The sequence below is a fragment of the Arthrobacter rhizophilus genome (genome assembly GCF_026241105.1).
Taxonomy (GTDB): Bacteria; Actinomycetota; Actinomycetes; order Actinomycetales; family Micrococcaceae; genus Arthrobacter.
Genome location: NZ_JAPFFT010000008.1, coordinates 135,449 through 148,102, shown reverse-complemented (window position 1 = coordinate 148,102; position 12,654 = coordinate 135,449). Strand labels below are relative to the sequence as shown.

Sequence of the window (12,654 nt, the reverse complement as noted above, 5' to 3'; positions counted from 1 at the left end):
CTACGAAACAAGGCAAGTGCCTCAGACCCCCTGCAGCGCCCCCAGAGCCTTGACCAGCGGCTCAAGCTCCGGCACCAATTCTGCGGCAGTCAGGGATTCCGCCAGGGTTTCGTCGTGCACCGGCCTCGCCGCCAGCAATAACTTCTGGCCGGCCTCGGTAAGTTCGGTGTAAATCCCGCGACGGTCGTCTGCGCACAGGATCCTGGTCAGCAGCGCACGGTCCTCGAGCCGGTTCACCAACCGCGTGGTGGCGCTGCTGGATAGTGCAGTCGCCCTGGCCAGCTGTTGCATGCGCATGTGCCATCCGTCCTGGCGGCTCAAGGCGTCCAGCACGGTGTATTCGACCACCGAAAGATCCGCGGCCGATTGCAACGCCTTCTCAAGTGCTGCCTCGATGTTTCCGTGTAGCGCAGCGAGAGTCCGCCACCCCTGTGCGCGCACCTCAACGGCGTCGTCCTTGATGCCCATGTCTCCCGTAACTCCTGCCATTGATGAAGAAACCAGACGAGCGCAAAGTAGTTGCTTGCGCAAATACATGGCGTGTGCAACTATATATACAGCGTCTGCAACTAATATTCTACGGTTCTCGGCAACGCACTTCCAGTCTCACGGGAATCCATCCCCACAAAGGAGCACAACATGCCCGCAGGGTTGATCGCCCTTGCCCTGGGCGGATTCGGCATTGGCTTGACCGAGTTCGTCATCATGGGCCTCTTGCCCGGGATTGCCACCGACTTCGGAGTCAGCGAAGCAGCCGCGGGCTGGTTCATTACCGGCTATGCGCTCAGCGTGGTTGTCGGGGCACTCCTGGTTACGGCGGCCGTAACGCGCTTGCCGCGCAAGCCCGTGCTGATCGGGCTTCTCGTTCTGTTCATTGCCGGCAACTTCCTCTCTGCCATCGCAGACAGCTACCCGGCCATGTTGATCGGGCGTGTCGTCGCCGCCCTCTGTCACGGAGCCTTCTTCGGCATTGGCTCGGTCGTCGCAGCCGGCCTGGTCCCGGCCCACAAGAAGGCTGGTGCCATTGCCATCATGTTCACCGGCCTCACTGCCGCCAACGTGCTGGGCGTGCCCTTCGGAACGTTCCTCGGCCAGAACCTCGGCTGGCGTTCCACCTTCTGGGCCATCACCATCATCGGCGTTGTGGCGCTCGTCGGCATTGCCCTCATGGTCCCGCGCACCAAGGACGACGCTGTTTCCGGCAGTCTCCGCAGTGAGCTTGGCGCCTTCAAATCCGGTCAGGTGTGGCTTTCCATCATCGTCACCATCCTTGGCTTCGGCGGCATGTTCGGCGCCTTCACCTACATCGCCTTCACCCTGACCGAAGTCTCCGGATTTGATCCCCGCGCCGTCCCGTGGCTCCTGGTCTTGTTTGGCGCCGGACTGTTCGTCGGCAATATTGCCGGCGGCAAGGCGGCCGACAAATCCGTCGACAAAACCCTTGTGGTCATCCTTGCGGGCCTCGCGCTGGTGCTCGTGTTCTTCGCACTGACCGCCGCGAGCCCGGTGGCCACCCTGTTCTCGCTGGCCCTTATGGGCGGATTCGGCTTCGCCACAGTCCCGGGCCTGCAGATGCGCGTCATGCACTTTGCCACCACCGCGCCCACACTTGCCTCCGGCGCGAATATCGGCGCCTTCAACCTCGGCAACGCGCTAGGTGCCTGGTTGGGCGGCGTCACCATCACCATGGGTTTGGGCTACACCTCGCCTATCTGGGCCGGGGCCGCCATCACCGTCGCGGCCCTTCTCGTGATGATCGCGGCCGCTGGGGCCGCACGGCGCGGGGGAGCCGCACAGGCTGCTTCCGCACCGCAAGTAGCCCCCGACGTCGTACGCGAACCGGAAGAATCGCCGGTCCCCTAAGTGAAACGCGCCGAAGCCCGCCACAGAAGGGTGGCGGGCTTCGGTCGGGAATCAGCCGTCGTCGCCCGAACCGCGTTTGGCCAGGATCTCGCCGTTGGTCTGGCATGTGGGGCAGTACTGCATCGAGGTGCCCACGAAGGTAACCTCCCGCACGGTGTCCCCGCAGACAGGGCAAGCCTCTCCGGTCCGGCCGTGCACGCGCATGGAGGCTTTCTTGGCCGGTTTCAGCTCGCTGGGTTTCTTGCCCGAGAACTCCTGGACGGCGCCACGGAGAATGTCCTTCATCGTGGTGAAGAGACGTTCCACTACGTCCGGCTCCAGAGAAGAAGCGGTAGCGACGGGGGACAGCTTCGCTGCGTGAAGGATTTCGTCACTATAGGCGTTCCCGATGCCCGCAATGAGCTTCTGGTTCTTCAGGATCCCTTTGATCTGCTGCCTGTTGCGGAACAGCCTGCTGAACTCGTCCAAGCCGAAGCCGAGGTCGAGGGGATCCGGTCCCAATTCTGCGATGCCATGGACCTCCACAGGCTGGCGAACGATGAAGATGGCCAATCCCTTCCACGCTCCTGCGTCGGTCAGGATGACACCGTAATCGTGGCCGCTGTTCGAAAAGCCCAGCTGTGCGGCGAAATAGCCGCCCGCACCAGTGGCTTCGGCACCCGGTGGTTTGTCCGAGAACCGCAGCCAGCCTGCCTTCGCGAAATTGACGATCAAGTGAAGAGGCTCTGTTGAGTCTCCTCCCGTGAGTGCTTCAGCGGAAGGGGCGATTTTGAAGTCCAGGAATTTTCCCTGTCGACCGACGGAATCGATTGTCCGCCCGATCAGCGACTCATAGGGAACATCCGCAACCTTCAGGGCGAACGCCGATGGCAGCAGCAACTGGGTGAGCTGTGCGCCGGAAAGCCGCTCTTCCAAGAAATCGGTCAGGGCAGTGAGTTCGGGCAGTTCCGGCATGATCGCGCTCCTTCGACGGCGTTGCAGGATTATGCGGCTCGAGTCTGGTTCCAATCATCCCAGACACCTGTGGGGAGGAGGGCTGTATGTGCTTATACTTTCAGCGGTGGCCGGACCTCAGGGCCGCCGTCGTGGTCCGTAACGTCCCGATGAAAGGCGACTCATGAGCATTATTCCTGCCGATCTTTCCTACACCGCCGAACATGAATGGGTCAGCGCCCCGAATGCAGACGGCGTCGTGCGCGTCGGCATCACGGACTTCGCCCAAGATGCACTCGGCGACGTTGTCTATGCCCAGCTGCCGGAGCCCGGCACCACGGTGAAGGGAAACGACGTCGTGGGTGAAGTTGAATCCACGAAGAGCGTGAGTGACATTTACGCCCCGGTCAGCGGCGAAATTGTCTCCCGCAATGAGGCTCTCGATACTGACTCTGCCCTGATCAACTCGGATCCCTACGGTGACGGTTGGCTGTTCGAGGTAAAGCTTTCGGAAGCTGACGCCATCGAGACCCTGCTCAGTGCATCAGAGTACGAACAACAGGTAGGCTAAAAGGTATCTGGCCCGCCAAGTCGGTTCTCCTCGAAACAGGGGAGCGGTTGCGGCGGGCCAGCGACCCGTTTGGCCCGGCAGAACCGGGTAGATGCGTAACCGGCAGTTCGTAACAATTGCTGGCGGATGAGGAGGATTTCCATGGTTGGCGGCAAGCAGAACCAAGCCCGGGACGAGCACGGTGCAGTAGGACAGCCAACGTCGGAGACCACGTCAATCCACCTCACGCCTGTGCGGCACCATGAGTCGGATGTCCGCCCGCCATTGGCACCCGAAGAGCGCGCGGCAGTCCAAGCGTTGCCTCCAGGATCGGCGTTGCTGATTGCCCACACCGGCCCCAACGCAGGTGCACGGTTCCTCCTGGACTCGGATACCACCACGGCCGGCCGCCACCCGGATGCGGACATCTTCCTGGATGATGTGACAGTTTCGCGTAAGCATGTCGAGTTCGTGCGCACCCCCGAGGGCTTCGAAGTGGTGGACACGGGAAGCCTCAACGGGACCTATGTCAACCAAGACCGGGTTGACAATGTGCTGCTCAAGAATGGCAGCGAGGTCCAGATCGGGAAGTTCCGCCTCACCTACTACCTGAGCCCTGCCCGCGCAGCAGGCCAAGACTGATTCCGGGTACGCCTGTGGCAATGGCCCAGCCGGAACGGCGCGGACCGCAGGTCCTCAACATCGGAGAGGTCCTCGCTCAACTTAGCGACGATTTTCCCACCATGACGGCATCCAAGATCCGTTTTCTTGAGGAAAAGGGACTGATCAATCCGAAGCGCACTCCTGCCGGATATCGGCAGTATGCCGAGAGCGACGTCGAGCGTTTGCGCTTCGTGTTGGCGCTCCAACGCGACCAGTACCTGCCGCTCAAAGTCATCAAGGACTATCTGGACGCGATCGACCGCGGCGAACGTCCCGAAAACCTTCCGCCCGGCGTGTCCGTTTCACCCCGGATTGTCTCGGACGAACTGGCCGCTGAATTGCAGGGCCACGTACGCGCCTTGAGCGAGGAACAGCTCCGGACGGAATCGGGAGCCAGCGTCCCGCTTTTGCAGTCCCTCCTCAGCTTCGGGCTTATCAGCCACGTCAATGGAAAATTCGACGAACACGCCCTCCAGGTGGCGCGGGCATGTGTCCAACTTGAAAGCCATGGACTTGAGCCCCGGCATCTCCGCCCCTTCCAAGCCGCAGCTGAACGTGAATTCGGCCTGGTGGAACGTGTCGTTGCTCCGCTGACGTCCCGGAAGGATGCGGCATCGCAGTCTCGGGCTGCCGAAGCCGCCCGCGAAATCAGCGAACTCTGCCTCAGCCTGCACCGTGCCTTGGTGCAGGACCGTATCTCCCGCATGGAAGCATGATGATCGAGGTCGAGATTGTTGGAGTGCGGATTGAACTGCCTTCAAACCAACCTCTGGTTCTCCTGCGGGAGATGCACGGGGAGCGCCATGTTCCCATCTGGATCGGCACGCCCGAAGCCAGCGCCATCGCCTTGGCCCAACAGGGTGTAGTGCCGCCCCGGCCCATGACCCACGATCTCCTGGTCGACGTCGTTGAGGCTCTAGGCCACACGATCATCAGCGTGAATATTGTGGCGGTTGAGGACAACATCTTCTACGGTCAGCTCCAATTCGACGACGGCACAGTGGTCAGTTCCCGTGCGTCTGACGCCTTGGCCCTTGCCTTACGGGCGAAATGCCGCATCTGGTGTGCTGATGCCGTGATGGATGAAGCCGGAGTCCGGATCACCGAACACGATGAAGGCGAAGATACCGAGCCCGGCCCCGAAGTCGACGAAGAGCGTGAATTGCGCCGCTTCCGGGAGTTTCTGGACGACGTGGAGCCTGAGGATTTCGAAGGCTGAAGGCCACCTAAGGTTAAAGTTGAGGGTGAAAGTTTCGACACGACCTGAAAATGGTCCGAACGTCTTTGACCTCAGGCCTCGGCACGCCTAACGTCGAAGGTATCAAGTTCTCGTTGCATCCGGGACCCGCGCAAGTCACACTGAAAGGTGCGGACGCGTTGAAATTACACGACTGCATTTCCCTTTCGTGTTGGCCGCCGCGTGCACCATCCCCAAGGGAACTTCTGACAAGGAGGGTCACGTGAGTCCCAAAGGCGAAGCAGGCGAGCTAAAGCAGGCCTCGGCAGGCGTTGCTGTCCCCGCAAGCGGTGCCCAGGGTCTGCTTTTCACCGAGGACCTTCCGGTCCTGGATGAAGATGCCGGCTACCGCGGTCCCACCGCGTGCAAGGCAGCAGGGATCACTTACCGCCAGCTGGACTACTGGGCGCGCACAGGACTTGTAGAACCAGCTGTGCGGGGCGCAGCTGGATCCGGCTCGCAGCGGCTCTATGGTTTCCGGGACATCCTGGTCCTCAAAGTCGTCAAGCGCCTCCTGGACACAGGCGTGTCCCTCCAGCAGATCCGCACAGCCGTTGAGCACCTGCGCGAACGCGGGGTGGAAGACCTGGCCCAGATCACGCTCATGAGCGATGGCGCGAGCGTTTATGAATGTACTTCTGCAGACGAAGTCATTGACCTGGTCCAGGGAGGCCAGGGCGTATTCGGCATCGCAGTTGGGCGCGTGTGGCGCGAAGTGGAGGGCAGCCTCGCTGCCCTCCCGAGCGAGCACGCGGCAGAACAACCCTTTCCGGACGACGAACTGAGCAAACGCCGTACGGCACGCCGCACGGGCTAAACCGAACGCTCTACCGTTCGACCCGCCGTCGGGATCCCCGCGAACCGCCACCAAAGACCAATGAAGCCGTCTTCCGAGAGGAAGGCGGCTTCATGGCGTTTCTCTCCACGACGCAGCTTTGCGCTCGGGCACCGAACCTTGGGTCAGCGCTGGCGGCGTTCCCGCGTGCCATTGCGTGAGGACAGCATGTTCTCCAAGAGGGTGTCAAACAATTTGGCCGTGTTCTTGGCCGAATCGCCGGGCCAGTGATGCACAGCGTGCGCCGCACCCTGGATTTGCTGCCAGTTCGCCTGCTCTGGAATTTGTGGCGCCAACAAAAGCTCGCCGAACATCGATTCCATCTCGGCGAGCCGGAACGTGTGCTCGGACGAGGCGGGCCGGACCCGGTTTGCCACAATGCCCGCAGGGGCCAGTTGGGGAGCGAATTCCTGGCGGAACAGCTGGATTGCACGCATGGTGCGTTCGGTGCCTGCTACTGAGAAGAGTCCGGGTTCGGCAACAAGCACAACGCGGTCACTCGCGCTCCAAGCCATGCGGGTCAGCCCGTTGAGCGATGGCGGGCAATCCACAAGCACCAGCTCATACTTATCGGCGGGAGCGAGGACGGCAGAGAGCCGGCGGAGATCGCGGCGTCCGAGGTCCGGCCGATCGTAGATTCCGGTGTAGGCGGATCCGACGGCGACATCAAGGGCCGTCCCTCCGCCATTGCGGCGGGCCTGTTCAACCCAGCCACTGCTGACCACGTTGTCCAGGAGCCTGGCCTTGCGGGGATTCTTCAGCATCCGGCCAATGTCGAGCTGGTCGCCGGCTTTGACGCCGAGGGCTGTGGTGGCGTCGGCGTGGGGATCCAGGTCCACAACAAGGGTAGGGATGCCTGCGGCCAGTGCGGCCGAGGCCAACCCAGTGGTTACGGATGTCTTTCCCACGCCGCCTTTAAGGCTGCTGATGCTGACTACTTGCACTTGAAAACCCAAAACCTAACGCCGGTTGCCGTGTCGCGGTGCTTGCGTTCCGGCTGTGCCGGAACCGGGGCTCTGCCGCCGCCCTTCAACATCATATGTTGAGTGGCCACCGATTCCTGCCTTATCAGCCTGAACGGCTCGGATGGCTTGTTACTTCTCCGGTCTTTAGCATGTGAATCCGTATCGTGCGCGAAGGTACACTGCTCGTGACGAATCCCCGTGTGACTGTCACCACAAAGATTTGTGTTTGGGTATGGAGGTCTTACACACTGTGACCACCGACCGTTACACCCGCAATGATGCAGGAGAAGCATGTTTTCCAAGATTCTGGTGGCTAATCGCGGCGAAATCGCGATCAGGGCCTTCCGCGCTAGCTATGAACTGGGCGCCAAGACCGTAGCGGTCTTCCCTTATGAGGATCGCAACTCGATCCACCGGCAGAAGGCTGATGAGGCCTACCTGATTGGCCAAGAGGGTCATCCGGTCCGTGCTTACCTCGACGTTGACGAAATCGTCCGTGTAGCCAAAGAATCGGGTGCAGACGCGATCTACCCGGGCTACGGATTCCTGTCTGAAAACCCGGACCTCGCCCGGGCTGCCCAAGATGCTGGCATAACGTTTATCGGCCCGCCGGCGGAGGTGCTGGAGCTCGCCGGTAACAAGGTCGCTGCCCTCGAGGCCGCCCGCAAGGCCGGCGTACCGGTTCTGAAGTCCAGCGCGCCGTCCCGCGACATCGACGAGCTCATTGCTGCGGCGGACGAGGTCGGATTCCCGATCTTCGCCAAGGCGGTTGCCGGTGGCGGTGGCCGCGGCATGCGCCGGGTGGAAACCCGCGAGGACCTTCCCGAAGCCCTCCAGGCGGCCATGCGCGAGGCGGACGCTGCGTTCGGCGATCCCACCATGTTCCTGGAGCAGGCCGTCCTGCGCCCTCGTCACATCGAGGTCCAGATCCTGGCCGATGCTCAGGGCAATGTCATGCACCTCTTCGAGCGCGACTGCTCCCTGCAGCGCCGCCACCAGAAGGTCGTGGAGATCGCTCCGGCCCCTAACTTGGATGAGTCCATCCGCCAGGCCCTCTACCGCGACGCCGTGGCTTTCGCGAAGGCCCTGAACTACGTCAACGCCGGAACGGTCGAGTTCCTGGTGGACACCGAGGGCGAACGCGCCGGCCAGCACGTCTTCATCGAGATGAATCCGCGCATCCAGGTAGAGCACACGGTCACCGAGGAAATCACCGACGTTGACCTCGTCCAGGCACAGATGCGCATCGCATCGGGTGAGACCCTTGCAGACCTCGGCCTGAGCCAGGAGTCGGTGTCCATCAAGGGTGCCGCCCTGCAGTGCCGCATCACCACGGAAGATCCCGCCAACGGCTTCCGCCCCGACGTCGGAAAGATCACCGGCTACCGTTCCGCAGGCGGCGCCGGTGTGCGTCTCGACGGTGGCACGGTCTACTCGGGTGCCGAGATCAGTCCGCACTTCGACTCCATGCTGGTCAAGCTGACCTGCCGCGGCCGCGACTACCCGGCCGCCGTGGCCCGCGCGCGGCGCGGCCTGGCCGAATTCCGAATCCGTGGCGTTTCCACCAACATCCCATTCCTCCAGGCTGTTCTCGCTGATCCGGACTTCATTGCCGGAAACGTCGCCACCGACTTCATCGACAAGCGCCCCGAGTTGCTGAAGTCCCACGTTTCCGCAGACCGCGGAACCAAACTGTTGACCTGGCTGGCCGACGTCACCGTCAACAAGCCCAACGGGGAACTCAAGGTGCACTCGGACCCTGCGGCCAAGCTGCCTTCGGTTACCAGCGTCGTAGCGCCTGCGGGATCCCGCCAGCGGCTTCAGGAATTGGGTCCGGAAGGATTCGCCAAAGCCCTGCGCGAGCAGATTGCCGTTGCGGTCACGGACACCACCTTCCGTGATGCACACCAGTCGCTCCTTGCCACGCGGGTCCGTACCCGCGATCTCGTCGCAGCCGGCCCTGCCGTTTCCGCCCTCCTGCCCGAACTGCTGTCCGTCGAAGCCTGGGGTGGTGCCACGTACGACGTCGCACTACGCTTCCTCGGCGAAGATCCTTGGGACCGCCTCGCCGCTTTGCGCAAGGCCCTGCCCAACGTCTGTATCCAGATGCTGCTCCGTGGCCGCAACACTGTTGGGTACACGCCGTACCCGGAAGAAGTCACCGAGGCATTCGTCAACGAGGCCGCGGCAACAGGCATCGACATCTTCCGCATCTTCGACGCCCTCAACGACGTCAACCAGATGGCTCCGGCAATCCGGGCGGTGCGTGCCACCGGCACCGCCGTAGCCGAAGTCGCGCTCTGCTACACGGGCGATCTCCTGGACCCGGATGAGAAGCTGTACACCCTCGACTACTACCTGGGCCTCGCCCAGAAGATCGTCGACGCCGGTGCACACATCCTCGCCATCAAGGACATGGCTGGCCTGCTTCGGCCTGCGGCCGCTGCCAGGCTTGTCAGCGCCTTGCGTGAGCGTTTCGACCTCCCGGTCCACTTGCACACCCACGACACCGCAGGCGGCCAGCTGGCCACCCTTCTGGCAGCCGTGGACGCCGGCGTGGACGCCGTCGACGTCGCGTCCGCGTCCCTGGCCGGCACTACGAGCCAGCCTTCGGCGTCGGCCCTTGTGGCCGCCCTGGCACACACCCCGCGGGATACCGGCCTCAGCCTGGCGAACGTCAGCGCGCTGGAGCCCTACTGGGAAGCTGTCCGTCGCGTCTACGCGCCGTTCGAATCAGGGCTTCCGGGTCCCACCGGCCGGGTTTACCAGCACGAAATCCCTGGTGGCCAGCTGTCCAACCTGCGCCAGCAGGCCATGGCGCTGGGGCTCGGCGAGCGTTTTGAGGCCATCGAGGACATGTACACCGCAGCGGACCGTATTCTGGGCCGCCTGGTCAAGGTGACCCCGTCCTCCAAGGTGGTGGGCGACCTCGCGCTTCATCTCGTTGGACTCAATGCGGACCCGGCGGACTTCAACGAGAACCCGCAGAACTATGACATCCCGGACTCCGTCATCGGATTCTTGTCGGGTGAACTGGGAGATCCTCCCGGAGGATGGCCTGAGCCATTCCGCACCAAGGCGCTCCAGGGCCGCAGCATCAAGGTCCGCGACGTCGAACTGAGCGCCGAGGACAGTGCGGCCCTCAAGGGCGATTCCAAGTCCCGCCAGAGGACTTTGAACCGGCTGCTGTTCGACGGTCCCACGAAGGACTACCTCAAGAGCGTAGACACATACGGCAACCTGTCAGTCCTTGATACCCGCGACTACCTCTATGGCCTCCAGCTCGGCGCCGAACACGTCATGGAACTCGAAAAGGGCGTGCGCCTGATCGCCTCCCTCGAAGCAGTCTCGGAGCCGGACGAAAAGGGCATGCGCACCGTCATGTGCAAGCTCAACGGCCAGTCCCGCCCCGTGGTGGTTCGCGACAAGTCGGTCGTCAGCAACGTGAAGGCTGCGGAGAAAGCTGATGCGTCCCAGCCCGGTCAGGTTGCAGCGCCGTTCGCCGGTGCCGTGACGCTGGCCGTCAAAGCCGGAGACGCCGTCAAGGCGGGCGACACTGTTGCCACCATTGAGGCGATGAAGATGGAGGCATCCATCACGACGCCGGTGGCCGGCACAGTCTCGCGCCTCGCCATCAACCAGGTGGAGCAGGTTCAGGGCGGCGACTTGTTGATCGTCGTCGAATAGCAGCTCGCTTCTTCGCGGAGAGGCATGAACGAAGGTCCCGGGCTCGTGAGCCCGGGACCTTCCTTTTTGGCTTCCGGATATGTCAGGCTGCGGGGTGTCAGGACGCCTTGGGCGCCGAATACATTTCTTCGATCACGGCGTCGAAGTCCTTCATGACCTGGGCGCGCTTGACCTTAAGGGACGGTGTGAGGTGGCCGGAGGCCTCGGTGAAGTCTGACGGCACAATCCGGAACGACTTGATGGCCTCCGCGTGGGAGACGGACTGGTTCGCGTGGCTGATCAGTTCCTGGACGGCCGCCCTGACCAAGGTGTTGTCGGCAGCGTCCGCCGGAGTGGTGGACGTTGGAAGGCCATGGCGTTCCAACCAGCCGGGGAGGGCTTCCTCATCGAGGGTGACCAGCGCGCCGATGAAGGGCCGGTTGTCGCCGACCACCAGGACCTGCGAGACCAGTGCGTCCGCCCGGATTTGGTCCTCGAGGAGGGCCGGCACCACGTTCTTGCCGCTGGCCGTGACGATGATTTCCTTCTTGCGGCCGGTGATCTTCAGGAAACCCTGTTCATCCAGTTCGCCGATGTCACCCGTGCGGAACCAGCCGTCCACGAAGGTGTCTGCAGCAAGGTCATCGCGCCTGTAATAACCCTTCATGACGCAGACGCCCTTGGCGAGGATTTCGCCGTCGTCGGCGATCTTGACCGCATTGCCGGGGAGCGGTGCCCCTACCGTGCCGATCTTGATCAGGGACGGGGTGTTTACTGAAATGGGCGCCGTGGTCTCGGTCAGCCCGTATCCTTCCAGGATCTGCAAGCCGATACCGTGGAAGAAATGGCCTAGCCGTTCGCCCAGGGGGCCACCACCGGAGACGGCGTGGCTGACGTGGCCGCCCATGGCCGCGCGGAGTTTCCCGTACACCAAACGGTCGAAGACGGCGTGCTTGAGCCTCAGCACGAGCCCGACCGAGCCGGACTGCTGGGCCTTCGAGTAGGCGATTGCCGTGTCCACCGCCTTATGGAAGATGGCGCCCTTGCCGCCGTCCTCCGCCTTGGTGAGGGCCGAGTTGAAGACTTTTTCGAAGACGCGGGGAACGGCGAGGATGAATGTCGGCTGGAAACTCTGGAGGTCTCCGAGAAGGTTCTTGATGTCCGGGGTGTGGGCGACCTGGGAGCCGGCTGCGACAGCCAGGACCGAGATGAAGCGGGCAAAGACATGGGCGAGCGGGAGGAACATGATGGTCTTGGCGTCCTCATTGACGACGTCACCAAGGGAAGCCAGCGCGTTCTCTGAAAGTTCCACGAAGTTGCCGTGCGTGAGTTCGCAACCCTTGGGGCGCCCCGTGGTGCCGGAGGTGTAGATGATGGTGGCGACGTCGGCAAGCACAGCACTGCCGCGGCGAGACTCGAGTTCCTCGTCACTGATGCCGCTACCCGCGCCGCGGAGGGTATCAAGGCCGCCCCCTTCAAGCTGCCAGACATGGGCGACTGAGCTGAGGCCTTCAGCCGTGACGGCTTGGCGGATGATGTCCTCGTGCTGTGCGGACTCGGCGAATGCCGCAACAGCGCCGGAGTCACCGAGGTTCCAGGCCACCTGCGACGGCGATGACGTTTCGTAGATCGGCACGGAGATGCCGCCTGCGAACCAGATGGCGAAATCCACGAGGGACCATTCGTAACGGGTCCTTGACATGATGCCCACGCGGTCGCCCATACCGACGCCATTGGCGATCAGGCCTTTGGCCAGGGCCGATACATCCTTGAGGAAGTCCGTTGCGCGGATGTCCTGCCATTGGCCGGCGCTGTTGAGCTTGGCAAACAATGCCGGGTTGGATGGTTTGGCGGCCTGACGAACCACAAGGTCCGTGATGTTGGTTTCGGGGGCAACATTCACCAGGGGCGGAACACTGAATTCACGCACGATAGCTCCTTC

11 protein-coding genes are annotated in these 12,654 nt (G+C 62.8%); 7 read left to right on the top strand and 4 right to left on the bottom strand.

The window, feature by feature from the left end:
- Positions 1-21 precede the first annotated feature (21 nt).
- Entirely contained in the window at positions 22-468 is a 447-nt protein-coding gene (locus OOZ51_RS09230) for a MarR family winged helix-turn-helix transcriptional regulator (protein ID WP_265979084.1), read from the bottom strand.
- A gap of 171 nt (positions 469-639) precedes the next feature.
- Here OOZ51_RS09230 and OOZ51_RS09225 point away from each other — a divergent pair, with 171 nt between their 5' ends.
- On the top strand, positions 640-1,863 hold the full coding sequence (locus OOZ51_RS09225) for an MFS transporter (protein WP_265979083.1): 1,224 nt from the start codon (positions 640-642) through the stop codon (positions 1,861-1,863).
- Positions 1,864-1,914: 51 nt separating this feature from the next.
- Here OOZ51_RS09225 and OOZ51_RS09220 read toward each other — a convergent pair whose 3' ends face one another.
- The gene (locus tag OOZ51_RS09220) at positions 1,915-2,817 is read right to left on the bottom strand and encodes a DNA-formamidopyrimidine glycosylase family protein (protein ID WP_265979081.1); all 903 of its coding nucleotides are present in this window, start codon (positions 2,815-2,817) and stop codon (positions 1,915-1,917) included.
- Positions 2,818-2,980: 163 nt separating this feature from the next.
- On the opposite strand from OOZ51_RS09220, the gene gcvH reads away from it, so the two are divergent.
- From gcvH to OOZ51_RS09195, 5 genes are all read left to right on the top strand, one after another.
- Entirely contained in the window at positions 2,981-3,367 is a 387-nt protein-coding gene (gcvH, locus tag OOZ51_RS09215; protein ID WP_265979079.1) for a glycine cleavage system protein GcvH, read from the top strand.
- Positions 3,368-3,508: 141 nt separating this feature from the next.
- Complete coding sequence (locus tag OOZ51_RS09210; RefSeq protein ID WP_265979077.1) at positions 3,509-3,988, top strand: FHA domain-containing protein; 480 nt, start codon at positions 3,509-3,511, stop codon at positions 3,986-3,988.
- A 20-nt stretch (positions 3,989-4,008) separates the two neighbouring features.
- Entirely contained in the window at positions 4,009-4,725 is a 717-nt protein-coding gene (ftsR, locus tag OOZ51_RS09205; protein ID WP_265979131.1) for a transcriptional regulator FtsR, read from the top strand.
- Complete coding sequence (locus tag OOZ51_RS09200; protein ID WP_265979130.1) at positions 4,725-5,228, top strand: bifunctional nuclease family protein; 504 nt, start codon at positions 4,725-4,727, stop codon at positions 5,226-5,228. The genes ftsR and OOZ51_RS09200 overlap by 1 nt, the downstream gene beginning before the upstream one ends.
- A gap of 241 nt (positions 5,229-5,469) precedes the next feature.
- Positions 5,470-6,063 (top strand): MerR family transcriptional regulator, encoded by a 594-nt coding sequence (locus tag OOZ51_RS09195; RefSeq protein ID WP_323054716.1) that lies wholly within the window; start codon positions 5,470-5,472, stop codon positions 6,061-6,063.
- 143 nt (positions 6,064-6,206) lie between these two features.
- On the opposite strand, the gene OOZ51_RS09190 is transcribed toward OOZ51_RS09195, so the two are convergent.
- A complete protein-coding gene (locus tag OOZ51_RS09190) occupies positions 6,207-7,025 on the bottom strand; it encodes a ParA family protein (RefSeq protein ID WP_265979076.1) in 819 nt (272 codons plus the stop codon).
- A gap of 312 nt (positions 7,026-7,337) precedes the next feature.
- On the opposite strand from OOZ51_RS09190, the gene OOZ51_RS09185 reads away from it, so the two are divergent.
- Positions 7,338-10,733: a pyruvate carboxylase gene (locus OOZ51_RS09185; RefSeq protein WP_265979074.1), complete on the top strand. Its 3,396-nt coding sequence runs from the start codon at positions 7,338-7,340 to the stop codon at positions 10,731-10,733.
- Between the two features lie 97 nt (positions 10,734-10,830).
- On the opposite strand, the gene OOZ51_RS09180 is transcribed toward OOZ51_RS09185, so the two are convergent.
- On the bottom strand, positions 10,831-12,642 hold the full coding sequence (locus tag OOZ51_RS09180; protein WP_265979072.1) for an AMP-dependent synthetase/ligase: 1,812 nt from the start codon (positions 12,640-12,642) through the stop codon (positions 10,831-10,833).
- Positions 12,643-12,654: the final 12 nt, after the last annotated feature.

Excerpts from the sequence above, each read along its gene's own strand:
- OOZ51_RS09230 (WP_265979084.1), bottom strand. The coding sequence starts at position 468 with ATGGGCATCAAGGACGACGCCGTTGAGGTGCGCGCACAGGGGTGGCGG.
- OOZ51_RS09225 (WP_265979083.1), top strand. The coding sequence starts at position 640 with ATGCCCGCAGGGTTGATCGCCCTTGCCCTGGGCGGATTCGGCATTGGC.
- OOZ51_RS09220 (WP_265979081.1), bottom strand. The coding sequence starts at position 2,817 with ATGCCGGAACTGCCCGAACTCACTGCCCTGACCGATTTCTTGGAAGAG.
- gcvH (WP_265979079.1), top strand. The coding sequence starts at position 2,981 with ATGAGCATTATTCCTGCCGATCTTTCCTACACCGCCGAACATGAATGG.
- OOZ51_RS09210 (WP_265979077.1), top strand. The coding sequence starts at position 3,509 with ATGGTTGGCGGCAAGCAGAACCAAGCCCGGGACGAGCACGGTGCAGTA.
- ftsR (WP_265979131.1), top strand. The coding sequence starts at position 4,009 with ATGGCCCAGCCGGAACGGCGCGGACCGCAGGTCCTCAACATCGGAGAG.
- OOZ51_RS09200 (WP_265979130.1), top strand. The coding sequence starts at position 4,725 with ATGATCGAGGTCGAGATTGTTGGAGTGCGGATTGAACTGCCTTCAAAC.
- OOZ51_RS09185 (WP_265979074.1), top strand. The coding sequence starts at position 7,338 with ATGTTTTCCAAGATTCTGGTGGCTAATCGCGGCGAAATCGCGATCAGG.